Source organism: Plantibacter sp. CFBP 13570 (assembly GCF_014841395.1).
In the GTDB taxonomy this organism is placed as follows: domain Bacteria; phylum Actinomycetota; class Actinomycetes; order Actinomycetales; family Microbacteriaceae; genus Plantibacter; species Plantibacter auratus.
This window is the reverse complement of record NZ_JACYTW010000047.1, coordinates 1-24,246: the sequence shown is the minus strand read 5'-3', so window position 1 is coordinate 24,246 and position 24,246 is coordinate 1. Positions and strand designations below refer to the sequence as shown.

22 protein-coding genes and 1 tRNA gene are annotated in these 24,246 nt (G+C 69.2%); 13 read left to right on the top strand and 10 right to left on the bottom strand.

Annotated features, from left to right (window positions below; translation table 11 throughout):
- Positions 1-170 precede the first annotated feature (170 nt).
- From IFT89_RS14805 to IFT89_RS14790, 4 genes are all read left to right on the top strand, one after another.
- On the top strand, positions 171-1,970 hold the full coding sequence (locus tag IFT89_RS14805) for a DUF4012 domain-containing protein (RefSeq protein ID WP_194645255.1): 1,800 nt from the start codon (positions 171-173) through the stop codon (positions 1,968-1,970).
- Positions 1,971-2,093: 123 nt separating this feature from the next.
- Positions 2,094-2,639 (top strand): hypothetical protein, encoded by a 546-nt coding sequence (locus IFT89_RS14800; protein ID WP_064296099.1) that lies wholly within the window; start codon positions 2,094-2,096, stop codon positions 2,637-2,639.
- Between the two features lie 308 nt (positions 2,640-2,947).
- The gene (locus tag IFT89_RS14795; protein ID WP_202939334.1) at positions 2,948-3,487 is read left to right on the top strand and encodes a hypothetical protein; all 540 of its coding nucleotides are present in this window, start codon (positions 2,948-2,950) and stop codon (positions 3,485-3,487) included.
- 123 nt (positions 3,488-3,610) lie between these two features.
- Positions 3,611-3,684, top strand: a tRNA-Pro gene (locus tag IFT89_RS14790).
- Positions 3,685-4,073: 389 nt separating this feature from the next.
- On the opposite strand, the gene IFT89_RS14785 is transcribed toward IFT89_RS14790, so the two are convergent.
- The 3 genes from IFT89_RS14785 to IFT89_RS14775 form a co-directional block, all read right to left on the bottom strand.
- Positions 4,074-5,048, bottom strand: coding sequence for a metallophosphoesterase (locus tag IFT89_RS14785; protein ID WP_244650744.1), 975 nt, complete (start codon positions 5,046-5,048; stop codon positions 4,074-4,076).
- A gap of 148 nt (positions 5,049-5,196) precedes the next feature.
- Positions 5,197-7,749 carry a transglycosylase domain-containing protein gene (locus IFT89_RS14780; protein ID WP_202939333.1) on the bottom strand — a complete coding sequence of 851 codons (2,553 nt, stop codon included), beginning with the start codon at positions 7,747-7,749 and terminating at the stop codon, positions 5,197-5,199.
- Between the two features lie 121 nt (positions 7,750-7,870).
- Positions 7,871-10,222 carry a transglycosylase domain-containing protein gene (locus IFT89_RS14775; protein ID WP_137243713.1) on the bottom strand — a complete coding sequence of 784 codons (2,352 nt, stop codon included), beginning with the start codon at positions 10,220-10,222 and terminating at the stop codon, positions 7,871-7,873.
- A 108-nt stretch (positions 10,223-10,330) separates the two neighbouring features.
- Here IFT89_RS14775 and IFT89_RS14770 point away from each other — a divergent pair, with 108 nt between their 5' ends.
- Together IFT89_RS14770 and IFT89_RS14765 are read left to right on the top strand one after the other, a co-directional pair.
- Positions 10,331-10,486, top strand: a complete 156-nt coding sequence (locus tag IFT89_RS14770) for a hypothetical protein (RefSeq protein WP_162852301.1) — start codon at positions 10,331-10,333, stop codon at positions 10,484-10,486.
- A gap of 23 nt (positions 10,487-10,509) precedes the next feature.
- Positions 10,510-10,980 carry a RidA family protein gene (locus IFT89_RS14765; RefSeq protein WP_079706877.1) on the top strand — a complete coding sequence of 157 codons (471 nt, stop codon included), beginning with the start codon at positions 10,510-10,512 and terminating at the stop codon, positions 10,978-10,980.
- Positions 10,981-11,063: 83 nt separating this feature from the next.
- Here IFT89_RS14765 and IFT89_RS14760 read toward each other — a convergent pair whose 3' ends face one another.
- Positions 11,064-11,894, bottom strand: coding sequence for an endonuclease domain-containing protein (locus IFT89_RS14760; RefSeq protein ID WP_164486979.1), 831 nt, complete (start codon positions 11,892-11,894; stop codon positions 11,064-11,066).
- A gap of 170 nt (positions 11,895-12,064) precedes the next feature.
- On the bottom strand, positions 12,065-14,056 hold the full coding sequence (gene acs / locus IFT89_RS14755) for an acetate--CoA ligase (RefSeq protein WP_124769890.1): 1,992 nt from the start codon (positions 14,054-14,056) through the stop codon (positions 12,065-12,067).
- A gap of 411 nt (positions 14,057-14,467) precedes the next feature.
- Here acs and IFT89_RS14750 point away from each other — a divergent pair, with 411 nt between their 5' ends.
- Both IFT89_RS14750 and IFT89_RS14745 read left to right on the top strand, forming a co-directional pair.
- Positions 14,468-15,112 (top strand): SatD family protein, encoded by a 645-nt coding sequence (locus IFT89_RS14750; protein ID WP_124769889.1) that lies wholly within the window; start codon positions 14,468-14,470, stop codon positions 15,110-15,112.
- A complete protein-coding gene (locus IFT89_RS14745) occupies positions 15,109-15,906 on the top strand; it encodes a hypothetical protein (protein WP_124769888.1) in 798 nt (265 codons plus the stop codon). The genes IFT89_RS14750 and IFT89_RS14745 overlap by 4 nt, the downstream gene beginning before the upstream one ends.
- Before the next feature lie 43 nt (positions 15,907-15,949).
- Here the strand turns inward: IFT89_RS14745 and IFT89_RS14740 are convergent, their stop codons facing one another.
- Genes IFT89_RS14740 through uriH form a run of 3 tightly spaced genes read right to left on the bottom strand, consistent with a single transcriptional unit; the run spans position 15,950 to position 19,264 of the window.
- Positions 15,950-16,873 carry a ribokinase gene (locus tag IFT89_RS14740; RefSeq protein ID WP_124769887.1) on the bottom strand — a complete coding sequence of 308 codons (924 nt, stop codon included), beginning with the start codon at positions 16,871-16,873 and terminating at the stop codon, positions 15,950-15,952.
- A 10-nt stretch (positions 16,874-16,883) separates the two neighbouring features.
- Positions 16,884-18,320, bottom strand: coding sequence for a uridine transporter UriT (gene uriT, locus IFT89_RS14735; protein WP_371413655.1), 1,437 nt, complete (start codon positions 18,318-18,320; stop codon positions 16,884-16,886).
- Entirely contained in the window at positions 18,317-19,264 is a 948-nt protein-coding gene (uriH, locus tag IFT89_RS14730; protein ID WP_079003118.1) for a uridine-preferring nucleoside hydrolase UriH, read from the bottom strand. The genes uriT and uriH overlap by 4 nt, the downstream gene beginning before the upstream one ends.
- Before the next feature lie 150 nt (positions 19,265-19,414).
- On the opposite strand from uriH, the gene IFT89_RS14725 reads away from it, so the two are divergent.
- From IFT89_RS14725 to IFT89_RS20840, 3 genes are all read left to right on the top strand, one after another.
- Positions 19,415-20,494, top strand: a complete 1,080-nt coding sequence (locus IFT89_RS14725) for a LacI family DNA-binding transcriptional regulator (protein WP_307783527.1) — start codon at positions 19,415-19,417, stop codon at positions 20,492-20,494.
- A gap of 111 nt (positions 20,495-20,605) precedes the next feature.
- A complete protein-coding gene (locus IFT89_RS14720; RefSeq protein ID WP_202939332.1) occupies positions 20,606-21,640 on the top strand; it encodes a TadA family conjugal transfer-associated ATPase in 1,035 nt (344 codons plus the stop codon).
- The gene (locus IFT89_RS20840; RefSeq protein ID WP_202939331.1) at positions 21,637-22,701 is read left to right on the top strand and encodes a type II secretion system F family protein; all 1,065 of its coding nucleotides are present in this window, start codon (positions 21,637-21,639) and stop codon (positions 22,699-22,701) included. The genes IFT89_RS14720 and IFT89_RS20840 overlap by 4 nt, the downstream gene beginning before the upstream one ends.
- Before the next feature lie 45 nt (positions 22,702-22,746).
- On the opposite strand, the gene IFT89_RS14710 is transcribed toward IFT89_RS20840, so the two are convergent.
- Positions 22,747-23,310: a hypothetical protein gene (locus IFT89_RS14710; RefSeq protein ID WP_241160929.1), complete on the bottom strand. Its 564-nt coding sequence runs from the start codon at positions 23,308-23,310 to the stop codon at positions 22,747-22,749.
- On the bottom strand, positions 23,307-23,657 hold the full coding sequence (locus IFT89_RS14705; protein WP_124769884.1) for a PadR family transcriptional regulator: 351 nt from the start codon (positions 23,655-23,657) through the stop codon (positions 23,307-23,309). Before IFT89_RS14705 ends, IFT89_RS14710 begins: the two co-directional genes overlap by 4 nt.
- A gap of 175 nt (positions 23,658-23,832) precedes the next feature.
- Between IFT89_RS14705 and IFT89_RS14700 the strand changes: the two genes are divergently transcribed.
- Entirely contained in the window at positions 23,833-24,045 is a 213-nt protein-coding gene (locus IFT89_RS14700; protein WP_121293956.1) for a DUF4244 domain-containing protein, read from the top strand.
- A 3-nt stretch (positions 24,046-24,048) separates the two neighbouring features.
- The coding region (locus tag IFT89_RS20610; RefSeq protein WP_202939330.1) for a TadE/TadG family type IV pilus assembly protein at positions 24,049-24,246 on the top strand (198 nt) is incomplete at its 3' end.

Genomic DNA, 24,246 nt, shown 5'->3' with positions numbered 1-24,246 from the left:
GGCTCCAGATCGGTCGACGGGCGTGCTGACGGCATCCCGCAATCGTAGGCCATGAGCGGCCGTGAGCCCTGCTGTGGCGTGCGTCGTCCACCCCTGAAAGGGGGCGTGCAGCGACCCTCGGAGGCCGTCATCCGACGGTTAGGCTGTGCCTACCCGAACAAGGAGCACTCTTGGCTGACCCACGCCCGGCGACGGCCGGCATCCGCCTGCCCGGCCGTCGGCGTTCGCGTCTGTGGTGGATCGCACTCGCCGTCCTCCTCGTTGTCCTCGCGCTCGGAGCATGGCTCGGCGTCCGGGCGTCCTTGGCGAAGAACGCGCTCGAAGCCGCCCAGTCGGAGGCGAAGTCGCTCCAGTCGGCCGTGCTCAAGGGTGACGCGAGCGGCACCGCGGCCACGCAGCGTGCCCTCACGACGCACACCGGCGAGGCGGTGTCGCTGACGAGTGATCCCATCTGGCGGGCGGCCGAGGCGGTCCCGTTCCTCGGCGTGAACTTCTCCGCTGTGCGACAGGCAGCCGCGGCCACCGACGACGTCGCGGTCGACGTCGTGCCGAGGGTCGTCGAGATCGCCGATCAGGTCAACCTGTCCTCCCTGCTCCCCGGGGACGGCTCGATCGCGACGGAACCGCTCCGTGCCGTCGCGCCGACTGTGGCCGACGCGGCCGCAGCGGCTGACACCATCGCCGGGCGCGTTGACACGATCGGCACGGACGGTGCGCTGCCGGTGGTCGCCGACGCCGTCGAGAAGCTCACCCGCACGATCACCGGTGCGTCCACGATGCTCGACACCGCGGCGCGGGCCACGGCGCTCCTGCCGGACATGGCGGGCGGGGCCGGGCCCCGGAACATCATGGTGATGATCCAGAACAACGCGGAGCTGCGCTCGAGTGGCGGCATCGCCGGGGCTGTGGCCCTCATCCACGCGGAGAACGGCGTCATCTCCTTCGTCGGCACCCGGGGGAGCGACGACTTCTCCGGATTCCCCGCCCCCGTGCTGCCGCTCACCCCGTTCGAGCAGAACGTCTACACCGACAACCTCGGCCGATACATCCAGGACACCAACCTCACGGTCGACTTCAGTCGCACCGGGGAGCTTGCCGCAGCCATGGGGACCCAGGTGTTCGGCGTGCCCATCGACACCGTGGTCGCCGTCGACCCCTACGTCCTCGCACACCTGCTGGAGGCGACCGGACCCGTCGCCCTCCCGGACGGCACCGAGCTCACCGCCGACAATGCGGCGAAGACGCTGTTGAGCGACGTCTACGCCCGGTTCCCGGACCGGCTCGTACAGGACGCGTTCTTCGCCGCGGTCTCGGGCGCGGTGTTCGAGGGCATGATCTCCCGCTCGCCCGACCCCGGTGCGCTCGTCCAGGCCCTGTCCGAGTCCGGCGCGGAGAACCGTCTCCACGTGTGGAGTGCGGTCCCCGCCGAACAGGCGTTGATCGCCCAGACGAGCCTCGCCGGGATCCCACCGGCGACCGACGACGCGGCCGTGTACACCGGGGTCTACCTCGAGGACCTCACCCGCGCCAAGATGGACTACTACCTGGAGACGAAGGTCGACATCCGCGACGCCCGGTGCACGAAGCAGGGTGCGGAATACGTCGTCGCCGTCACCCTGACGTCCACCGCGCCGGCGGACGCTGCGACCTCCCTGCCGGACTACGTGACCGCGGGCGGGCGTTTCGGCACCCCCGCAGGAGACATCGCGACGCGCGTCGTGATCCACGGTCCGCTCGGCGCGACCCTGCTCGGAGCGAGCGACGGCGAGGACCTGCCGGTCAAGGCCGTGACCGACCCGAACGGTCGTCTCTACGCCCAGACCGACGTGACCCTCACTCCGGGGGCGACAACGGAACTCGTCTTCACGGTGCTCGCCCCGAAGGCCTCCGACGTACCCCCAAACCTGGTCACAACCCCCGGAATCACGGGCAAAACGACCATTTCAGCCTTCCCTCGGTGCGGCTCCTGACATAGCATGACAACACCTCAGGAAGCCACGCACCCGAATTCGTGACCCTGGGGAACCTCGCGCGGACGCCCACCCGAAATCGGCGGACGCAGGGGGTATTCGACGTTCCTTGGGGATATCAACATGAAGCGCACCCTTGCCCTAGCATCGCTCTGCCTCCTGGCAGTCTTCGCGGCCCCGACCGCCGCGAGTGCAGCGACCGACTCGTCCACCTACGGCCCTGCCGGCTGTGCGACCCTCACACCGGTGTCGGTGACCCAGGGGGAGTCGACCGTCTTCCGCTGCGACGGCACGTTCGACCCCGGCACTCCGGTGACGGTCACCGTCGCCGGGCCCGGCTGCAGCATTCCCGCTGCGAAGCCGAACACCGCCGGCGCGACCGAGCAGGCCGCCGAGCAGAGCGCCGTGCCGACGTCCGGCACGTTCAGCGCCGACGCCGCCCGTGCGTTCGCGGTGACGATCGAGACCAGCAAGACCGCCTCCGGCACCTGCATGGTCACGGCGACCCAGGGCGCGACCACCGAGAGCGCCTCGTTCCAGGTCTCGGAGCGCGAGTTCGCCTCGACCGGCTTCGACGGTGGAGCCCTGCCGTGGATCGGTGGAGGTCTCCTCGTCGTCGGTGCCGGCGTCGTCGGCGCGATGGCGATCCGTCGCCGCAAGACGGCCTGATCCGTCAGTCGGGATCCGTGGTCCGAGCGGTCGTCCGCTCGGACCACGGCCTGATCGGAGGGCATCTCACCCTCCTGGGCTTCGGCGTGGCACGGTCCTCGCCCGGCTTGGCGTCAAGCGGACAGGTCGTACCCCCAAAGGTGGTCACATCCGCGGAATTCCGCGGTTTTCCAGCCCTGGCGAGATGGCGGCTGCCCTAGCATGATGACGGCCATGGAGGCCACGAGTGATCAGCGCTCGGCTCCAGGCCCTGTCCGCATGTCGCATCACGCAGCGCATGCGCCATCCGCACACCTAGGGGCCCGCACATGAAACGAACTCTCTCCGCCGCCGCACTCGTCCTCCTCGCCGTCGTCGCGCTGCCCACCGCAGCCAACGCGCTCGAGGGCGACAGCTACGGTCCTGGCAGCTGCAACTCGATCACGCCGGCGAGCGTCGCGCGCGGCGCGGCCGTCTCGTACTCGTGCTCGGACTTCTGGGTCGCGAACCAGACGGTGTCGATCACCATCGACTCCTCCGCAGCCGGTGTCTCCGCGCGCACGCTGTCGACCGTCGCCGACGCGGCCGGCGACATCCAGGTCTCCATCGACACGGCTGCAGACCCCGCCGGCACCTACACGCTGACCGCGACCCAGGGTGCCGTCACCGACTCGTCCGACTTCACCGTCCTGGACCCGGCGGACGCCGCTGCGGCCGCCGCATCGGCCTCCGACCCGTCTGCCGGGGGCAATGCCCTCGCCGACACCGGATTCGCCGGAACCGCCCTCCCGTGGGTGGCCGGCGGGCTCCTCGCCGTCGGTGCCGCCGCGCTCGGTACCGTGGTCGTGCGTCGCCGCCAGCAGGCGTGAGAGCACGGATCGGCCGGGCGGCGATGGCGGCGCCCGGCTGATCCGGTCCGGGATCCACCGATTCCAGGAAGTGGCGAACAGCCGCTGAAAAATCGGCTATCCTAGACAAGGCCTTCGGGCCATCGGGGTGTGGCGCAGTTTGGTAGCGCGCTTCGTTCGGGACGAAGAGGTCGTGGGTTCAAATCCCGCTACCCCGACAGTACAAGCCCGGCAGATACGCAAGTATCCGCCGGGCTTCTCTGTTTCCCAGGGCTGGCGGTCCGCTGGGCTGGCGGGTTGCACATCCCGCTACCCCGACAGCAAAGCCCGGAGATTCCCGGTCCCTGAGCCTGTCGAAGGGCAGCACTTCGACAGGCTCAGTGACCGGCGGAGGGCGCTCGGGACCAGCGGACGGTGCTCGGTACCGGCGGAGGGTGCTCGGTCCAGAGGGTCCTGGTCCCTGAGCCTGTCGAAGGGCGCACTTCGACAAGCTCAGTGACCGGCGGAGGGTGCTCAGTGACCGGCGGATGGCACTCAGCGACCGGCGGAGGGTGTTCGGGCCGGAAGGTCCCGGTCCCTGAGCCTGTCGAAGGGCAGTCAGGCCCGGTCAGACCACCGTGCGACGGGGGAGGAGCGTCACGAGCGACGCTTCCGGCCGACAGGCGAAGCGCACGGGCGCGTAGATGGACGTGCCGACACCCGCCGACACGTTCAGATACGCCGAGCGGAGGGCGTGGCGCCAGACGCTGAGCCCCTTCACCTGTTTGCGAGGGATGTCGCAGTTCGTCACGAGCGCACCGTAGCCCGGCACGCAGACCTGACCGCCATGGGTGTGCCCCGCGAAGATGAACTGCGCACCCTGCGTCACGAACGCGTCGAGCACCCGACGATACGGAGCGTGCATCACGCCCACCGTCACCGTGTGCGCCAGCGACGGGTCGTCGGTCTCCAGCGTCTCAGCGTCCAGCCGTTCGTCGATGAGCGCCGTCAAGGTGTCCAGGCGGTCGAAGTGCTTGTGTGGGTCGTCGACGCCGAACAGGTCGAGGCGGGTCCTGCCCACCGAGATCTCACCGACCGCGTTGTTGAGGTCGATCCAGCCGAGTTCGTCCATGAAGAACCGCTCGAGCGCGCCCGTGTCGAGCGTCGTCGGGGAGACGTGCTTCGAGGAGGTCTGCGTGAAGTACTTGAACGGGTTCTTCGCGGTCGGGCCGTAGTAGTCGTTCGAACCGTGCACGAACGCCCCCGGAACCCCGGCGAAGACCGAGAGCGCAGCCCGGATCCCGTCGATGCCCTGCTCATGCCCCAGGTTGTCGCCCGTGTTGATCACGACGTCCGGCCGGAGATCGGCCAGCGACCGCAGCCAGGCCTGCTTCCGGCGCTGCCAGGGCGCCATGTGGAGGTCGGAGAGGTGCAGCACGGTGATCGGCTCGGCGTCGGGCGGGAGGACCGGAGCGGTCACCCTGCGGAGCGTGAAGGCGTTGCGCTCGACGACCGACGCGTACCCGAAGGTGAGGGCTCCGAGGCCTGCCACGACGGCCGCTGCCGTTCCGAGTCTGCCGCCGGTGCTCATGGGTGCCGCCATCGATCGTCTCCTCCTCGGTCGTCGAGTGGTGCCGACCGTCCCACGAGCGTACCCGCTGGCCCCTCCGAAGACGCCCGGAGCGGGCCCCGCGAAGACGACGGCGGGCCCGATCGAATCCGATCGGGCCCTCCGTGCTGGCGTCAGGACGCTAACAGCTGGTCTTGGAGACCGTCACCGTCACCTTGCCGTCCTTGCGAGCCGCCGTCCCTGCCGGGGGATCGACCCCGGTGACCTTCGGCGTCGCCGCCGCAGGGTCGACCACACACTTCTGTCCGACGTTCGCGAACCCGGCGCCTTGTATCGCCGCCCGCGCGTCCTCATAGCTCGCAGCAGCACTCACGTCAGGCACGGCAGCAAGCAGCCCATTGCTCGTGTAGACGGTGATGATCGAACCCTTCGGGACAGTGCCGGCCGGGTTGGTGCTCGCCGCCTGCCCCGCGGGCAGCACCGAGTCGGCCGCGCCACCGTTCGCGAAGCCGAAGCCCGCGTCCTCGAGGAGTTTCTGCGCTTCCTCGATCGTCTTCCCTGCCACATCGGGCACCTGGATCGACTGACCGTTGATGAGCGACGGGTCGGGGTCGCCGAACGCTTCGCCACCGAACTTGGCGTTGGCGACTTCCATCACCCGCGGCCAGATCTTGTGTCGGATCGTCGCGGCTTGACCGGCGTCGAAGTAGGTGCGGCGGAGGTTGACGTGGCCGGTCGCGTTGAACACGCCGACGACGGTCGCCGCCTTCGTGCTCGCGCCGCTCATCCAGGTGGCCTCGTTGTTGTCGGTGGTACCCGTCTTGCCGATGAGCGGGATGCCGTCGCCGATGCGGGACGAGCTCGTCGTACCGCCGTTGAACGTCGCCTGAAGTGCGACGTTCGCCGTGGCGGCGACATTGGCCTCGAGTCCGACCCGGCAGTTCGCCGAGGGAACGGGGATGTCGGTGCCGTCGGGCTTCACGACCCGGTCGATCGCGATCGGGTCGCACGTGGTGCCGCCCGAGGCGAAGGTCGCGAAGGCCGTCGCCATGCTGAGCGGGGCGACCTCGTTCGTACCGAGGACCGTCGCAGGAGACTGCAGGAGGGGACCGCCATCGGCGCGGTGCACTCCCATGGACTCTGCGGTCTTGCGGATGCCGCAGAGGTCGAGCTGCTTCGCCATCGCGATGAACCCGGTGTTGATGGATTGCTTCGTCGATTGCAGTGCGGTGTACTGGCCACCGTTGCCGCCCTCGTCGTTGCCGGGGTTCCAGTCGGAACCGGCGTACACGGTGCCACCGTCGGCACAGGAGTCCTTGAAGGTTCCCCAAGGCGAGCGCTTCCGGCCGTCGACGCCTTCGTTCAGCCCGTGGCCTTCCTTGAGCCACTCGGCGAGGGTGAAGGTCTTGTACGTCGATCCGGGTTGGAAGCCGGTGGAACCGCCGTAATCGACGTCGGTGTTGTAGTTGACCGCGGAGTAGTTCGCTCCGGTCGCCAGGACGTCGGGGTCGTTGGAATAGTCCTTGTTCTGCGCCATCGCGAGGATGCGACCCGAGCCGGGCGCGACCGTCACGGCGACCGCGCCGATGTCGAGCTGGTCGCTCACCCGCGGGATGAGCTCGTCGATCGCCGCCTGTGCAGCGCTCTGGACCTCGATGTCGAGCGTCGTGAACACGCTGTAACCGCCACGGTTGAACGCGGCCCAGCGCTCGTCTTCGGTCGCGCCGAAGATCGGGTTGTTCTGGAACACGCGGGTGACGTAGTCGCAGAAGAACCCGGCGCCCGCGACGACGTTGACGGCCGTCTGACAACCCGTGCTCGCCGGGTTGATGGTGGGCGTGATGGCCGTCGCGATGGCGACGTCGTACTGCTCCTGCGTGATCTTGCCCTCTTTGATCATCTGATCGAGGACGTAGTTCCGCCGGTCGAGGGTGAGTGCGTACCCGTTCGCTGCGCCGTTGGTCTCACTCTCGGGACGGTCGAGACGCAGGGTCTCCGGGTTGTTGACGATCGCCATGAGCGCCGCGGCCTGCTCGAGGTTGAGATTGGCGGCGGAGGTTGCGAAGTAGTAGTTGGCCGCAGCCTCGATGCCGTAGGTGCGGCCGCCGAAGCCGGCGATGTTGAGGTAGCCGCGCAGGATGTCCTGCTTGCCGTAGCGCTTTTCGAGGCCGATGGCCATGCGCATCTCCTTGAGCTTGCGCTCAGGGGTCGCCTTCGTCGCCTCTTCGTACGCGGCCTTCATCTTGGCCTCGTCGGTGATGGCCTCGGCCTTCTGGACGAGCACGTTCTTCACGTACTGCTGCGTGATGGACGAACCACCCTGCAGGTCGCGGCCCGTCGCGCTGATCGCGACGGCTCGGATCGTACCCGTGAGGTCGACACCGCCGTGCTCGTAGAAGCGCGGGTCCTCAGCCGAGACCGCCGCGTCCTTGACGAACTGGTTGATCTGGTCCCAGCCGACCTCGATGCGGTTCTGCTGGTAGAAGGACGCGAGCAGCTGCGGGTTGCCGGCGCTGTCGGTCGCGTAGATGCTGGACTTCTGCGCCAGCTCGTCGAGCGCCAGGTAGTCGGGCAGACCGTCGAACACGTTGATCGTGCTGTTGGTCGCCATCCCCGTGACGGCGAGGGCCGGGGTGACCGTGGCGGTGACGAGGACACCCGCTGCGACGCTCAGGCCGAGAAAGCCGAGGAAGCCGCCGAGCACACCGGTGGCCGTGCGATGTTGTTGAGGCATGGATCGATGCTAAGCGACAATCCTGAAAAAGGCCCGCTCAGCGCCGCGTTGAAACCCGATCGTTGCCGCCGGACGGCGCGGGGTGGCTGCCGGTCGGCGTCAGACCGGCAGCCGCATTCGATCACCCGGGTGAGCCGTTCCCGTTGCCGTTCCCGCCACCGCCGCCATTCCCATTACCGTTCCCCGGGGCTGCTGGGCCGCCGTTCTCGCCAGTACCGTCGGTGTCCCCGCCGTCGCCCGGCGCTGGTGTCGGCGCCTCGCTCGGTGCCTGCGTCGGGTCGCTGGTCGGCGTCGGAGCGGGGGTCGAGTCCTCGCCGCTGCTGCCGGAACCGTCGCCCTGCAGCGTGGCGCGATCGGCCGCGGGGAAGTCGCCACCCGGGTACTTGGCGAGCGCGGCCGACATGACCTCCGGCCAGATGTAGTGCCGCATGGACGCGACCTGGGTGCCGTCGATGTAGGTGTCGCGGAGGTTGACGTGTCCGCTGACGTTGAAGGTGCCGACGACCGTCGCGACGGTCGTGCTCGCACCGCTCATCCAGGTCGCCTCGGCGTTGTCGGTGGTGCCGGTCTTGCCGATCAACTCACCGACGCCGTCGGTGCGGGCGCCCGAGGCGGACGCGGTACCACTCGACACGACGCCCTGGAGGACGTCGTCGGCCGCGGCCGCCACCTTCGCATCGACCGACTGACGGCAGTTCGCGGAGGGGACCTCGGCACTCGACCCGTCGGGCTTCGTGATCGAGTCGATCGCGATCGGGTCGCACGTCTTGCCGCCGGCGGCGAGCGTCGCGAAGGCGGTTGCCATGCTCAACGGGGCGACCTCGTTGGTGCCGAGCACGGTGGCGGGGGAGTTGTTCAGTGGCGCGCCGTCGGCACGGTGCACGCCCATCGACTCGGCGGTCTTGCTGATGTCGCAGAGGTCGAGCTCCTGCGCCATCGCGATGAACGCGGTGTTGATCGACTGCTGCGTGGCGCGTCTCACGGTGTACGACCCCGACTCGCCCTCGTCGTTCCGCGGACTCCACCCGGCCTCCGCCTGCTCCGTCCCACCTGGGACGCAACTGTTGGTGAAGGTGCCCCAGTCGGATCTGCGGTTCGCGTTGATCGACTCATTGACGCCCTTGCCTGACTTCAGCCAGTCCGTCAGGGTGAAGATCTTGTACGTCGACCCGGGCTGGAAGCCCGCCGATCCACCGTAGGCCTGATCGGTGTTGTAGTTGATCGCGCTGTAGTTGGAGCCTGTCGCGAGGACATCGGGATCCTGCGAGTAGTCCTTGTTCTGGGCCATGGCGAGGATCCGCCCGCTCCCGGGCTGCACGCTCACCGAGACGGCGCCGAGGTCGAGTTCCGTGGTCGTCTTCGGGACGTACTCGTCGATGGCCGCCTGCGATGCGTTCTGCAGGTCGAGGTCGAGGGTCGTGAAGACGCTGTACCCGCCGCGCTTGAAGTTCGTCCACCGTTCGTCCTGTGTGGCGCCGAAGATCTCGTTGTTCTGCAGCACCTGGGTCACGTAGTCGCAGAAGTAGGCGGACGACCCGGCCGCGGAACAGCCGGTGACGGGAGGCACGATCGTCGGGGTGATCGGGATCGCCACCGCCGCATCATGCTGCTCCTGCGAGATCTTCTGCTCCTTGAGCATCTGGTCGAGGACGTAGTCCCGTCGCGTCTTCGTCAGGGCGTAGCCGTTCGCCGCGCCGTTGTCAGCGCTGTCGGGCTTGTCGATCCTGAGGTTCTCGGGGTTGTTGACGATCGCGAGCAGCGTCGCCGCCTGCTCCAGCGTGAGGTTCGCGGCCGTGGTGTTGAAGTAGTAGTTGGACGCCGCCTCGATCCCGTAGACGCGTCCGCCGAAACCGGAGATGTTGAGGTACCCGCGGAGGATGTCCTCCTTGCCGTACGTCTTCTCGAGGCCGATCGCGAGTCGCATCTCCTTGAGCTTGCGCTCCGGGGTCGTCGCGGTCGCCTCCTCGTAGGCCGCGTCGCTCTCCTTCTTGTCTGGGATCGCCTCGGCCTTCTGTACCAGGACGTTCTTCACGTACTGCTGGGTGATCGACGAACCACCCTGCGTCGATCCACCGGCGGCGTTGTTGACGACCGCGCGGACGGTGCCCGCGAGGTCGATGCCACCGTGCTCGAAGAAGCGGGGGTCCTCGGCCGAGACCGCGGCGTCCTTCGCGAACTGGGAGATCTGGTCCCAGCTGTCCTCGATCCGGTTCTGGTCGTAGAAGGAGGCGAGGAGCACCGGGTTGCCGGCGGAGTCCTTGGCGTAGATGCTCGACTTCTGGGCGAGCGAGTCGAGCTGGAGGTAGTCGGGGAGGCCGTCGAAGACGGAGATGCCCGTGGAGGTGGCGAGACCGGTCATCGCGATGGCAGGGGTGACCGCGGCGGTGGCGAGCACACCGGCGGCGACGCTCAAGCCGACGAAGCCGAGGACGCTCTGCGCGACCGTCTTCGCGGGGGTACGTGGTTCAGGCATAGGATCGAAGGTAAGCGGGGAAACTGTGAGCGAGCTTCACTTGGGGCTCGCCATGAACATCCCCTGCGCCTCCGCCTCTCCGTGCGGAGCGCCCGATCGAGGAGAGACATGACCCGCTGGGAGTACCTCACCACGCCGTTGATGATCCACAACACGGCTGCCATCCTGAACAACTGGGGCGGGGAGGGTTGGGAGCTCGTCCAGGTCGTCACCGGTCCGGAGGGTGGGCTCGTCGCCTACCTCAAGCGCCCCATCGCCGACTGACCCGACGTCCCGGAGGAACCCCCATGTCCCAGATCGCCGACCGACTCGCCGAGCTCGGTATCACCCTGCCCACCGTCGTCCCGCCCGTCGCCGCCTACATCCCAGCGGTGGTCTCCGGCGAGCACGTCTTCACCTCGGGCCAGCTGCCCATGACCGACGGCAAGCTCCCCGCCACCGGCAAGGTGGGTGAGGGCGACGGGCTCGTCTCGCCTGCGGACGCCAAGACCTACGCCCGGACGTGCGCCCTCAACGCGCTCGCCGCGGTGGAGAGCCAGATCGGTTCGCTCGACCGCGTCACCCGCATCGTGAAGGTCGTCGGCTTCGTCGCCTCCGACCCGGCGTTCACCGGCCAGCCCGGCGTCATCAACGGTGCGTCAGAGGTCCTCGGCGAGATCTTCGGCGACCTCGGCGTGCACGCCCGCTCCGCCGTCGGCGTCGCCGTCCTGCCGCTCGACTCGCCCGTCGAGGTGGAGCTCATCGTCGAGTTCGCGTAGCGCGCGGCGTCACAACAGGAGATCCGCTCTGCAGCAGGAGAACGTAACCACGTTCATCCTGCTGCGGAGCGGATCTCCTGCGTTCACCACTCATGCCTGCCTTGCGCGATCGCGTCTGAGATCTCGCGCTCGACGAGTGTCCACTCGTGCATGACCTGCCGGTAACTGAACCGCAGGACGGTGTGGCCGGACAGCGCGAGACGGCGATCCTGCGCGAGATCGCGGCTCCGTTGTGACGCATCCTGATGAGGAGCGTGTCCATCGAACTGCAGGATGAGGCGTTCGCCGATGAGTCCGTCGACCCGGTGACCGTCGACCACGACCTGCTGGCTCATGTGGATGCCGATCCGCGCGAGACGGATGCGCGGTATCGACTCGATGCCCGAGTCGGAGAGGTGGCTGACGCGGTCGATCACTCTGCTGAACCGTCGGGAACGGATCGGTATGAGTCTGAGTCGGTCGAGGTCGGCGTCGCCGACGCGGACAGCCGATTCGAAGACCGCGAGCGCGCGTTCGAACGGTTGGCACTCGGCGATGTGGACGAGCGCATTCACCGGTGGCTGCACCAGTGTGCGGGTGGACACCGGCGCCGGTGTCGCGCTCCAATGGAGCCGCAGCCCTGCTTCAGTCGTCGCTGCAGACGTCGAAGGGACGGAGAGGTGGACGAACCCGTCAGCCAGGTTCCACCAGCCGCGACGACCGGCGATCGTCAGACACGTCAATCGTCCTCCGCGCGTCGCCGCGAAGAGGAGTTGAGGATCACACGCCTCGGTCACGAGCCAGTTACGTCTCACGACTCGGACCGAGCCTGATTGCTTTGCTTGTTCGATACCGTGCTTGGTCGCTCCGGCATCGAGCGCGTCGAGACGATGCACGATCCCGTCGCGCCGGTCGATCCACGGGGTGAGGTCCATCACCTCAGCTTCGCGGGCCGGGGGCGGCCACATGCCCCACTCAGGAGTGCTGGGGATGAGGTGCCCGCGAGTCTGCCCTGTGGAGCACAGGAGATCCGCCCCGCAGCAGGACCAACGTGACTACGTTCTCCTGCTGCGGAGCGGATCTCCTGCTGCGACGCTGCGAGGACTTACGTGCTCTTGACCATCTTGTCGGTGATGATCTGCATGACCGTGGTGTCGGCGAGCGTCGTGGTGTCGCCCACCTCGCGGCCCTCGGCCACGTCGCGCAGGAGACGACGCATGATCTTGCCCGAGCGCGTCTTCGGCAGTTCGTTCACGAGGTAGACCTCGCGTGGGCGGGCGATCGGACCGATCTGTTCGCCGACCCAGCTGCGGAGTGCCCCGGTGATGTCCGCGAGTCCGGATGCCTGCTCGAGGTGGGACTCCTTGATGATGACGAAGGCGACGACCGCCTGCCCGGTGGTCTCGTCGGCCGCACCGACCACGGCGGACTCGGCCACCATCTCGTTGGCGACGAGCGCCGACTCGATCTCAGCGGTCGAGAGTCGGTGCCCGGAGACGTTCATGACGTCGTCGACGCGGCCGAGCAGCCAGACGTCGCGGTCCGAGTCGAGTCGGGCGCCGTCGCCGGCGAAGTAGAACGGGCCGCCCTCGACGTCCCAGAACTTCTCCCAGTAGGTCTCCTTGAACCGCTCGGGGTCGCCCCAGATGCCGCGGAGCATCGACGGCCAGGGCTCGGTCACGACGAGGAGTCCGCCGCCGCCGGCACCGACCGCGTCACCGGCGTCGTCGACGACATCGATGGCGATGCCCGGGATCGGGACCTGCGCGCTACCGGGCTTGGTCGACGTCACACCGGGGAGGGCCGACACCATGATCGCCCCGGTCTCCGTCTGCCACCAGGTGTCGACGATCGGCGCCACCTTGTTGCCGATGATCTTGCGGTACCACATCCACGCCTCGGGGTTGATGGGCTCACCCACCGAGCCGAGCAGGCGGAGCGACGACAGGTCGAACTGCTTCGGGATCTTGCGACCGAGCTTCATGAAGGAGCGGATCGCCGTCGGAGCCGTGTAGAAGATGCTCACGCCGTACTTCTCGATGATCTCCCACCAGCGTCCCGGGTGTGGGGCGTCTGGCGTGCCCTCGTAGAGCACCTGCGTCGCGCCGTTCGCGAGGGGTCCGTAGGTGACGTAGCTGTGACCGGTGATCCAGCCGATGTCGGCCGTGCACCAGTACACGTCGGTCTCGGGGTGCAGGTCGAAGACGTTCTTGTGGGTGAACGCCGTCTGCGTCAGGTAGCCACCCGAGGTGTGCAGGATGCCCTTCGGCTTCCCGGTGGTGCCGGAGGTGTACAGGATGAAGAGCGGCTGCTCGGCGGGGAACGGCTGCGCGTCGTGCTCGGGTTCGGCGTCGGCGATGGCCTCGTGCCACCAGAGGTCGCGTCCGGTCGTCCAGTCGACCTCGTTCTCACCGCGACGGACGACGAGCACGTGGTCCACGGTCGCCTGCTCGGGCAGCTCGCCGCGGCTCGCGAGCGCCGCGTCGACGGCGGGCTTCAGCGCGGAGACCTTGCCCTTGCGGTAGCCGCCGTCGGCGGTGATGACGAGCTTGGCCTCCGCATCGTCGATGCGGGAGCGCAGGCTGTCGGCGCTGAACCCGCCGAAGACGACCGAGTGGACCGCGCCGATGCGCGCGACGGCGAGCATCGAGACGATCGCCTCCGGGATCATCGGCAGGTAGATGGCGACCCGGTCGCCGGCTTCGACGCCGAGGCTGGTGAACAGGTTGGCCGCGCGCTTGACCTCGGCCGTGAGCTCGGCGTAGGTGATCGTGCGGGTGTCGCCGGGCTCGCCCTCCCAGTGGAGGGCGACACGGTCGCCGTTGCCGGCCTCGACGTGCCGGTCGAGGCAGTTGTAAGCGACGTTCAGCTCGCCGTCGTCGAACCAGGTCGCGAAGGGAGGGTTCGACCAGTCGAGGGTCTTCGTGAACGGCTTGCTCCACGTGAGCAGCTCGCGGGACTGCTCGGCCCAGAAGGCGAGCCGGTCACTCGACGCCCGCTCGTAGAGCTCGGCGCTGGCGATCGCCTGCGCGGCGAACTCCTCCGACGGTGGGAATCGTCGGTCTTCGTGCAGCAGGCTGTCGATCTGAGTGCTCATCGTGTGTGTCTCGCTCCCTTGCGAATCCGCGTTCCTGACTCGACCTGCCGAGGCGGGTCGAGTCCGTGCCATGCACGAGCGTAGCGCGTTCTCGGTTGCGGATTTGTCACTCATCCGAACAAATTCACGGGCCCAGTCTGTGAATGATCTGGGCATGGTAGGGAAACCACTCGATCTGGGGTCGTCTGAGTGCTTGTGTTCCCCGTCTACTGGCGTACACTTGGACCCGGCCGAATACACATTCGTGCATGCAGTGCCAGCGATTCCCCCCAATCCGGCACTGTAGAGGCGGCACCCATTCCCCCCAATGGGTGCCGCCTTCTTCTGTCTCCGGCGCCGGCTGCGGGGGGCCGCCGGGGAGTATTCGAATATTGCTTATAGTTCTGCCACTATCAGCTCTATGCTTCTGAGATGACCGATCTCCTCCTGGCCGTCGTCGTCGACATCGTCGGTTCCCGCCGTCTCGTCGATCGCACCAGTGCTCAGCGCGCGATCCAGGACGTCTTCCTCCAGGTGGAGGCCACCTGGCCCGCCGAGCAGCCGCTGCGTCCCACGGTCGGCGACGAGTTCCAGGTCGTGTACGCGGACGTCGCGACCGCACTGCGGGCCACCACCCTCGCGCGACTCCTGTTCCCCGCGGAGGTCGACTGCCGGTTCGGCCTCGGCTGGGGCGAGGTCACGGACATCGACGCCGGGCAGGACGCGCTCATCCAGGACGGTTCCGCCTGGTGGCGGGCCCGAGCCGCCATCGACGAGGCGCATCGGCGGGAGGACAAACGTCAGCCGTACCTGCGATCGTGGTTCGAGGGCGAATCGCCCCAGGACGGAGACGCCATCGTGAACGCACTCCTCACCCTGCGCGACCACACGATCGATCAGATGCGGAACCCTCGACAGCGACAGCTCGCCGCGGGTGCGCTCCTCGGCCGATCGCAGGAGTCGATGGCGGCCGATGTCGGCATCTCACAGTCCGCGGTGTCGCAGAACCTGCAACGATCGGGCGGTGCCGCGCTCGTCTCGGCCCTCGACCTGCTCGCCGGAGCACCGACTCGATGATCACGGCCGTCCTGCTGCTCATGATCGGGGTCGCCGACATCTGTCGTGGTCTGATCCGTGGCCCGCGCTGGTCCCCGGCCATCGGGCTGGTGGTGGTCTGGCTGTTCGCCGTGCTGGGCCTCGGGCTCGACTGGTGGTGGCCGACACTGGCCGGCCTCATCGCCCTCGGGTGGCTCGTGACCATGCCGTCCTCGGACACCTCGCGACCGCGCGGACTCTGGCCCGTGCTGCTGCTCGGTCTCCTCGTCGTCGCCTCCACGCTCGTGTTCGGGGCGGGCGGGACGGCCGACAGCGCCGCAGCGCAGGTCTACGCGGGCTTCGACCTCGGCGTGCTGCAGGAGGTGCCCCTGGCCCTCGCCGTCGCAGCCGGGTCGACCCTCGTCTTCCTCACCCGGAGCAGCAATCTCATCGTGCGGGCGTCGCTGCGCCGCGCGCGTGAGGACGATGAGCCGCAACCGGCCGCGGCACCCGCCTCCGCCTGGACGGTCAGGATCCGCGGTCGAGAGTTGGGGAGCGTCGAGCAGGGCGGCACGCCGCTGCGTCCGACGACGCAGCTGCTCGGTGGCCGACTCATCGGCCCGCTCGAACGGGTCTTCATCGTCGTCCTCGCGCTGAGTGGCACCGGCATGGTGATCGCCGCCCTCGTCGCGGCCAAGGGCATCGTGCGCTTCCCGGAGATCTCCGAGGATCGCGGTGTCGGTGGCAAGGCGGAGGAGTTCCTCGTCGGCAGCTTCACGAGCTGGGCGATCGCCGCTGGTGCGGTGCTCTACCTCTGGGTGATCGCGGCCGGGTGAGGCGCCACGGGGTCCCGCGTCGGTTCACGCGGGACCCCGTGCCTCATCGCTGCTCGAGGAACGCTGCGAGCTGCTCCTGATCGGGGTACGACGCCTGGGCGCCGGCCCCGGTCGCCGCGTAGCTGCCGACGGTCGAGGCGAATCGAGCCGCGTCGACGAGCTCGTCTCCGGCAGCGAGTCGCAGCGCGAGGGCGCCCATGAACGCGTCGCCGCAGCCGGTGGTGTCGACGGCGTCCACCGTCGGCGACGGAACCGACGTCGGGTCGGCCTCGCCGTCGATCACGACACTGCCTGCGGCCCCGGTCGTGACGACGGCTCGTCGGATGCCGTGGCTGCGCAGCGCCGTGGCGGTCGCCTCCCACCCGGCCTCCTCCGGGTCGACCCCTGCGAGGTCGGCCGCCTCGTGCTCGTTCACGAGGAGGACGCCGGTCGCCTGGAGGAGCTCCTCCGGCACCGGACCGTAGGGGGAGAGATTGAGGAGCACGAGCGCGCCGGCCGCAGCGCCCCGCCGGGCCGTCTCGAGCACGGTGTCGATCGGCACCTCGAGGCACAGGCAGACGACGCCGGCACCGTCGAGCGCCGTCCACGCCTCGCCGATCCGATCCGGCGTGAGGGTGCCGTTCGCCCCGGGCGACACGATGATCGTGTTCTCTCCGGCGTCGTCGACGGTGATGACCGCGGTGCCCGTCGCGACGTCGTCACGTCGGGCGATCCGGGTGACGTCGACCCCGGAGCTCGAGAGCGACTCGAGCAGGAGGGACCCGTGCGCGTCGTCGCCGACCGCGCCGACCATGGTGACGTCGCCGCCGAGTCTGCCCGCGGCGACGGCCTGGTTGGCGCCCTTGCCGCCGGGGATGACGGCGAGTTCGGATCCCGTGAGCGTCTCCCCGGGCTGCGGGAAGCGTGCCGTGCGGACGACGAGGTCCGCGTTCAAGGACCCGACGACGACGATGCGTGGACTCTGCATGGTGACCTTCCTAGGCTGCCGAGGCGGTCTCGGCCGGACGGACCTCGGCGCCCGCGGGCTTCGGGATGAGGAACGACACCAGCAGGGCGACAGCGGTGATGCCCGCGCCGACCAGCATGGCACTCGTGTACCCGGCCGTCGACGTCCCTCCGGCGGGTGCGACGGCGATCTGCACGGCGGGGAGGACGACGAAGCTGAGGCCTGCGCCCAGGTTGAAGGCGCCCGCGTTCAGTCCGGGCAGGAAGCCCGGGTTCTCCTTCGGCGACAGGACGATGCCCAGCCCGTTGAGCATGATGTTGCCGATGCCCGCGTAGGTCGCACCGATGAGGACGGTCGTCGCGATGAGGACGGGGAGCGAGTGCACGCCGACGAGCGCCATGATGACGATCGAGACGATGCTGCCGATGAGGCCGATGCGGAGCACATTCAGGTAGCCGAGCGTTGGCGCGAGACGACCGGCGAACGGGCCGACGAGCCAGCCGACGAGGGCGTACGGCGTCAGGAACGCGAGGGAGGCGAGGTCGGCCTCCATGCTGAAGCCCGCGTCGACGTTCTGGGCGATCGAGGTGACGAGGCCGTTGGCGACGGCGAAGACACCGGTCATCGTGAGCAGCGTCGTGAGCAGGAGCGCCCAGGTGCTCCGCTGGCGGAGGTACTTCGTGGCCACCAGTGGTTCGGCGACGCGGTTCTCGACGGTCCAGAAGATCGCGAACGCGACGAGGGCCACCACGATGAACCCGCCGACGAGCAACCAGTTCGCCGCCGCGAGCTTGCCGGCCTCGTTGAACGCGGTGAGCAGTGCCGCGATCGACACGACGAGCGGGAGCACGCCCCACCAGTCCATCCTCGTGCCCTTCGACGGCTGCGAGTTCGCGGCCCACAGGACGACGAACACGATCGCGACGGCTGCGACGACGGCCATGGTCCAGAAGACGGAACGGAAGCCGTGGTTCGTGACGAGCCAGCCGCCGGCGAGGGCGTCGATCCCGGCGATGCCGCCGTTGACCGCGGTGATGAGGCCCATCATCGCGCCGTACCGCTTCGGGTCGGTGACCTCGGCGCGCAGCATGAGCAGGGTGATCGGCACGACCGGCCCGGACACGCCCTGGATGATGCGGCCGACGAACAGCATCTCGACGTTCACGGCGAGTGCCGCGACGACGGTGCCGACGAGCATGATGACGAGCATGCCCGTCAGGACACGCTTCCGGCCGATGATGTCGCTGAGGCGGGGGAGGAAGACGGAGAACAGCGCCGCCGTGGTGAAGAACATGGTCTGCGACAGGCCGATGGTGGCGTCGTCGGTCTGCAGCTCACGCGCCATGCTGACGAGCGCGGGGCTCAGCATGCTGGCGTTCAACTGGAAGGCGACGCAGGCGGCGAGCAACGCCGTCATGAGGGCGCCGATGCGGACGGCGGGCTTCGTGGTGTTCAGGAGGTCGCTCACAGCTCGATCTCCCCGATGTTCTCGAGGGCGTCGGTGACGAGGCCCCAGAAGCGTGCGTGGTCGAGCTCGGTCGCGGCCCAGGTGCTGCAGTCGTCCGGAGCCGGGCTGCGGAAGTCGGCGACCGTCATGCCGAGGGTGAGCGTGCCCGTGAGTTCGATGTCGATCGGCACCTTGACGGTCCGCACGATCGTCGGGTCGATCACGTAGGCGACCGCGCACGGGTCGTGCACGGGCGGGCTGTCGAAGCCCTGCGCGTCCTTGTAGGTGGTGCCGAAGAACTCGAGCAGCTCCTCGACGAAGCGTGCCGGGCCGGTGCCGATCGCGGCGATCCGCTCGACGACCTCCGGGGTGGCGAGGGCCTGGTGTGTGAGGTCGAGGCCGACCATGACGACGGGCCAGCTCTCGTTGAAGACGATGTGCGCGGCCTCGGGGTCGATCTTGATGTTGAACTCGGCCACCGCCGACCAGTTGCCGACGTGGTAGCCGCCGCCCATGAGGACGACCTCCTTGACGCGCTCCACGATGCGCGGCTCCTTGCGGGCCGCGAGGGCGATGTTCGTCAGGCCGCCGGTCGGGACGAGGGTGATCTCGCCCGGCTCGTGCGACATGACGAGGTCGATGATGAGGTCGATGGCGTGGCGGTCGTCGAGGGCGATCGCGGGTTCGGGGAGGACGGGGCCGTCCATGCCCGATTCGCCGTGGATGTCCGGCGCGTTCTCGAGCGGACGTACGAGCGGACGGTCGGCACCGGCGGCGAACGGCACGTCGGTGATCCCTGCGATGCGGGCGACGGCGAGGGCGTTCCGGGTGACCTTCGGGAGCGTCTGGTTGCCGACGACGGTCGTGACGGCGAGCAGCTCGATCTCGGGGTTGCCGTGTGCCAGGAGGATCGCGATCGCGTCGTCGTGGCCGGGGTCGCAGTCGAGGATGATCTTGCGGGGCATGGTTCTCCACATCGTTGGGGTGCTGGGGAAGCGGGTGACACGGCACGTAAAGCGCTTCAGGTCCGCCGGGAGCAGCCTACGTCAAGCGCTTTAGGTTCGCCAAACCGGGTCGTTCGGCTCAGGGTTCCACGGCGCCGATACGATCGACGGGTGCCCCTCGAACCGAACGATCCCCAGCCACGCGCCGCCCGTCGGGTCACCGCGGCGATGGTGGCGGAGCGGGCCGGGACGTCGGTCGCGACCGTGTCGCTCGTCGCCAACGGCAAGGATGCGGGGCATGTGTCGGCGCAGAACGCCGAACGGGTGCGCCAGGCGATCGCCGAGCTCGGCTACGTCGCCGACCACGCCGCGCGGGCACTCGCGAGCGGCTCGAGCAACCTGGTCGTCTTCGTGACGCCGGATGCGTCGAACCCCTACTTCGGTGCGGTGATCCGCGGGCTCAGGGCAGGCCTCGGCGACGCGTACCAGCTGCTCGTTTCGGTGACCGGGGAGGGCGACGTGCCCACGGCGGCCGCGCTCGGCCGATTGGCGGCCCTCCGACCGGCCGGGGTCGTGGTCGACGCGCCGAGTGAGGCATTCCTGGAGGAGCTCCGGCTCGACACCGCGCTCGTGTTGCTCGACGCACCCCGCCTCCCGACGACCACGGCGGAGGCCGCGTCCGGTGCCGTCTCCGCCGACCGACGTGCCGTCTCCGTCGACTTCGACCTCCTCGGCGGTGTTCGCGCGCTCCTCGACCACCTCCACGTCCTGGGTCACCGTCAACTCGGGTACCTCGGTGGGCGGACGGCGACGGACACGTTCCTCCTGCGTCGACTGCTGCTCGAGCGTGAGGCCGCCGTGCGCGGGATGCGGGTGCATGCGGACGATCGCGCGGAGAGCATCATCGACCTCGAAGCGGCGGCCGCGGCGTTCGTCGACAGCTGGCCGCGGTGGCGCGACGCCGGGGTGACCGCGCTGGTCTGCGCAACCGACACGCACGCGTACGGGGTGCTGCAGTCGGCGCGGGCGATGGGCATGCCGGTGCCGGGGGAGCTCGCGGTGGTCGGGTTCGACGACCTGGCGTCGTCGGTGGTGAGCGACCCGCCGTTGACGAGTGTGCGGTTGCCCGGCGAGGCGCTCGGTCGCGCAGGCGCCGAGCAACTCCTCGCCCGGATCGAGGGCCGGACGGTGGCACCCGCCCCGGTGATCGGTGCGGACCTCGTCATCCGCGCTTCGACGATCGGCCGCTGAGACGGGTCGATGTCCGCGTGACGTCGCTCCACAACCGGGGTCCGATGCGTGAGGTTGCGGGATCCGCGCCCCGAGCCTCGCGGCTCGAGCCGGCGCTTCTACGCTCGCCACATGCCCGATCGCTTCGTCGTCTCCGTCCCGCCCGACGCCGCTCCGCCTGACCCACCGGAAGCGGCGGTCGACGCCGAACCCGCGCGTGCGGGCGAGTCGCGCGGGGTCACGGCGCTCGCCGACTTCGGGGCTCTTGCTCCCTACCTCGCCGATCCGGGGGTCACCGACCTCTTCGTCAACGGCTCGTCCGGCCTCTGGCTCGACCACGGTGCCGGGCTCGTCCGCGAGGCGGGGTGGCGCTCAGACGAGGCGACCATCCGTGCGCTCGCGGTCCGCCTGGTGGCGAGAGGCGGGCGGCATGTCGACGAGGCGACGCCGTGCGTCGACGTGCGTCTGCAGGACGGGGTGCGGGTCCACGTGGTGTTACCGCCGGTGTCGACGCGGGGGACGCTCCTGTCCATCCGGGTGCCGCGGGACGAAGCGCTGGGGTTCGAGGCGTTGCAGACCGCCGGGATGTTCCCTGCGGCGGTCGCCGAGCTGCTGCGCGACGCCGCCGCGGCCCGGACGAACATCCTCATCACCGGTGCGGGTGGCTCCGGGAAGACGACGCTGCTCGGCGCACTGCTCGGCCTCGCCTCGCCCGCCGAGCGGCTCGTCGTGATCGAGGACGTCGCGGAGCTGCGGATCCTCCATCCCCATGTCGTCGCGCTGCAGTCGCGCCAGGCCAACCTGGAGGGGGCCGGCGGCATCGACCTCGAGCGCCTGCTGCGCGAGGCCCTCCGCATGCGCCCCGACCGGCTCGTGCTCGGCGAGTGCCGGGGGCCCGAGGTGCGCGAGCTGCTGTCGGCGCTCAACACCGGGCACGACGGCGGTGCCGGCACCCTCCATGCGAACTCCGTGACCGACGTTCCCGCCCGATTGGAGGCGCTCGGTGCGCTCGCCGGCATGAGTCAGGAGGCCGTCGCCCGTCAGGCGACGAGTGCCATCGGACTCATCGTGCACCTGGCGCGACTTCCCGTCGGACGGCAGGTGGTCGCCGTCGGCCGTCTCCTGATCGACGAACACGACCGCCTCTCGGTCGAGGAGTTGCCGTGACCCGGCTACGGGTCCTGCGGCGGGTGCTCGCCGCGCTTCCCGGTGCGGCCCCACCCGACGACGACGGTCCCGCCCGCGTGGCGCGCACCACGCGTCGTCTGGCCGTGCTGCTGGGTGCCGGCGTCGCACCCGGCAGCGCCTGGAGGCATCTCGCCCTGGAAGCGGACGCCGATGCGCGGACCCGATCCGCCACGGTGTCCGACGGCCTCGCGACCGATGAACCGGACGATGAAACCGGCCCGACGAGCGATCATCGAGCCGACGCGGCGGTGCTGTCAGCGGTGGCCGACGCTGCAGTGCACGGGGGCGACCTGCCGGCGGCGATCGCCGCCATCGCTGATCAGGAGCCGGGTGCTGGCGCCCGGACGGCCTGGGCGGGCCTGGCCGCCGCTTGGCAGGTCGCTGCGATCAGCGGCGCACCACTCGGTGTCTGTCTGCGGGACCTCGCCGGGTCGCTGCGCGAGTTGGACCGCATCGGTCGGGATGTCGGCACGGCGCTCGCCGGGCCGTCCGCGACCGCGAGGCTGGTGCTCTGGTTGCCGCTCGTCGCCGTCCTCCTCGGGATGGCCCTCGGCTTCGACACGCTGCGGACGCTCTTCGCAACGCCTCCTGGGCTCTGCTGTCTCGCGGCCGGTGTGGCGTTCCTCATCCTCGGCGCGCGCTGGAGTTCGGCGCTCAGTGCACGGGCGGCCAGGCGCGACCCCGCACCGGGGTTGTCACTCGACCTCGTCGCGGTGGCGATGGCGGGTGGGGGAGCGGCGCCGGCGGCCCGGTCGATCGTCGAGGAAGCGTGCGAGCGGTTCGCCGTCCCCTACGACGGTGCCACGATCACGAGCGTCCTCGCCCTGTCGGCCAGGGCGGGCATCCCCGCCGGTGAGCTGCTGCGTAGCGAGGCGGAGCAGCAGCGTGATCAGGCGCGGTCCGATGGCGAGCGGGCTGCAGCGATCCTCGCGACCCGCCTCATGATCCCGCTCGGGGTCTGCATCCTGCCGGCCTTCCTTCTCGTCGGTGTGGCTCCGCTCCTCCTCAGCGTCATCACCTCGACGACGCTCGGGTTCTGACGATCCGGTCGACGCCGAACTGCCTGCTTCCGTCGCGGGACTGCTTCAGCCGCGGGAGCGTGGGAGTGCGCGCCAGCAGCGTGCTCCGATGAGCACGGCGACGGCGATGATCACGATCGGCACGAGGATCCACGCGACGTCGCCGGACCAGCCAACGCCGATGCCGTCCTCGTTGGCGAAGGCGAGTACGTCGACGAAGAAGAACCGTGCGTGCGCCTCATCGAGCGTCGACTGCTCGACCACCGCGAGCATCCCGAGGGTGAACAGGGCGAACGAGAACCAGTAGGCGAGGATGGCGACGCCGCCCCAGATGATCCCGATCGACCAGGTCGGTCGCAAGCGGGCCGGGTCGTCGGCGTAGCGGGTGGCCAGGGCGCGTGGTGAGCCGAGGTCGGCCAGGGCGATCGTCATCAGTCGCTGATCGACCGAGAGTTCGTCTCGGAGCGACCGGATGATCGAGCGGCGTTCCCGCCCCGTGACCACGGCCTCGAGGTGCCAGTCGAGGCGCTGCAGGTACGAGTCACGTCGCCAGCGGTCCGCGAGGCTCAGTCCGCGTGCAGCGCGCTCGGCGAGCAGGTCGTCCGCTGTGGGGCGCTTCTGATCGATCATGCTGATGCTCCTTCAGGGTCGATTCCTCGTTCGGCGATGTCGGTCATCGCCCTCCAACGGGCGATGGCGTCGAGCCTCGCCGCGTCTCCTCGTTCGGTGATCGCGTAGTACTTCCGTGCTGGGCCGCCCGAGGAGGCGACCCGATGTGCGGTCACCAGTCCGTCTCGTTCGAACCGGCTGAGGACCGGATACACGACGCCGGTCGCCAGGTCGGCCAGGCCGAGGGCTCGGAGTCGTTCGACGAGCTCGTACCCGTAGGTCTCGCCGCGGTGCACGGTGGACAGGATGAGCATCGGCAACACGCCCCGGAGGAGTTGCGAGTCGCGTGCCGCCAACTGTTCATCCATGACTATTACTCAAGCATGAATAGCCGCTGGGTGCAAGGCGAGTTCGCTCCACAACCGACCTGTCGACCCGGCCTGTCGCCGTCGTCGGCTCCGCCCGCGCGTCGCTGGACGTGTTCGCCGAACATGGAGGTGTTCGTGCCACGAGCGCAGCACTCCGGTGCGGGGAAGGAACATCATGATCACGATCGGTCGTCGAGTCGAGCAGCGTGTCACGCGCGAGGTGCGGCGCGTCCTGCAGGACGAACGGGGATCCGCCACGGCGGAGTACGCGGTGGCCACGATGGCGGCCGTCGGGTTCGCAGGACTCCTCGTCGCCATCCTCCGCGGAGACGAGGTGCGGGGCATCCTCACCGACCTCATCCGACGAGCCCTGACGGCGAACGGTTGAGTCGTGCGGCTGAAGGTTCCGACATGCCGTTCGGAGGACGGGGCCGTGACGGCGGAGTTCGCGGTCGTCGTCCCTGCCGTCGTCCTCGTGCTGGCGATGGGGCTCTCCGCGGTGCAGGTCGGCCTGACCCAGCTCCGCGCGACCGACGCGGCGGCGGACGCCGCCCGGAGCCTGGGGCGAGGCGACGACGCCGGGACCGCG

Excerpts from the sequence above, each read along its gene's own strand:
- IFT89_RS14785 (WP_244650744.1), bottom strand. The coding sequence starts at position 5,048 with ATGGCGGCACCCATGAGCACCGGCGGCAGACTCGGAACGGCAGCGGCC.
- IFT89_RS14800 (WP_064296099.1), top strand. The coding sequence starts at position 2,094 with ATGAAGCGCACCCTTGCCCTAGCATCGCTCTGCCTCCTGGCAGTCTTC.
- IFT89_RS14770 (WP_162852301.1), top strand. The coding sequence starts at position 10,331 with ATGACCCGCTGGGAGTACCTCACCACGCCGTTGATGATCCACAACACG.
- acs (WP_124769890.1), bottom strand. The coding sequence starts at position 14,056 with ATGAGCACTCAGATCGACAGCCTGCTGCACGAAGACCGACGATTCCCA.
- IFT89_RS14705 (WP_124769884.1), bottom strand. The coding sequence starts at position 23,657 with ATGGATGAACAGTTGGCGGCACGCGACTCGCAACTCCTCCGGGGCGTG.
- IFT89_RS14740 (WP_124769887.1), bottom strand. The coding sequence starts at position 16,873 with ATGCAGAGTCCACGCATCGTCGTCGTCGGGTCCTTGAACGCGGACCTC.
- IFT89_RS14750 (WP_124769889.1), top strand. The coding sequence starts at position 14,468 with ATGACCGATCTCCTCCTGGCCGTCGTCGTCGACATCGTCGGTTCCCGC.
- IFT89_RS14720 (WP_202939332.1), top strand. The coding sequence starts at position 20,606 with ATGCCCGATCGCTTCGTCGTCTCCGTCCCGCCCGACGCCGCTCCGCCT.
- IFT89_RS14795 (WP_202939334.1), top strand. The coding sequence starts at position 2,948 with ATGAAACGAACTCTCTCCGCCGCCGCACTCGTCCTCCTCGCCGTCGTC.
- uriH (WP_079003118.1), bottom strand. The coding sequence starts at position 19,264 with ATGCCCCGCAAGATCATCCTCGACTGCGACCCCGGCCACGACGACGCG.
- IFT89_RS14760 (WP_164486979.1), bottom strand. The coding sequence starts at position 11,894 with ATGGACCTCACCCCGTGGATCGACCGGCGCGACGGGATCGTGCATCGT.
- IFT89_RS14780 (WP_202939333.1), bottom strand. The coding sequence starts at position 7,749 with ATGCCTCAACAACATCGCACGGCCACCGGTGTGCTCGGCGGCTTCCTC.
- IFT89_RS14775 (WP_137243713.1), bottom strand. The coding sequence starts at position 10,222 with ATGCCTGAACCACGTACCCCCGCGAAGACGGTCGCGCAGAGCGTCCTC.
- IFT89_RS14710 (WP_241160929.1), bottom strand. The coding sequence starts at position 23,310 with ATGATCGATCAGAAGCGCCCCACAGCGGACGACCTGCTCGCCGAGCGC.
- IFT89_RS14700 (WP_121293956.1), top strand. The coding sequence starts at position 23,833 with ATGATCACGATCGGTCGTCGAGTCGAGCAGCGTGTCACGCGCGAGGTG.
- IFT89_RS14765 (WP_079706877.1), top strand. The coding sequence starts at position 10,510 with ATGTCCCAGATCGCCGACCGACTCGCCGAGCTCGGTATCACCCTGCCC.
- IFT89_RS14745 (WP_124769888.1), top strand. The coding sequence starts at position 15,109 with ATGATCACGGCCGTCCTGCTGCTCATGATCGGGGTCGCCGACATCTGT.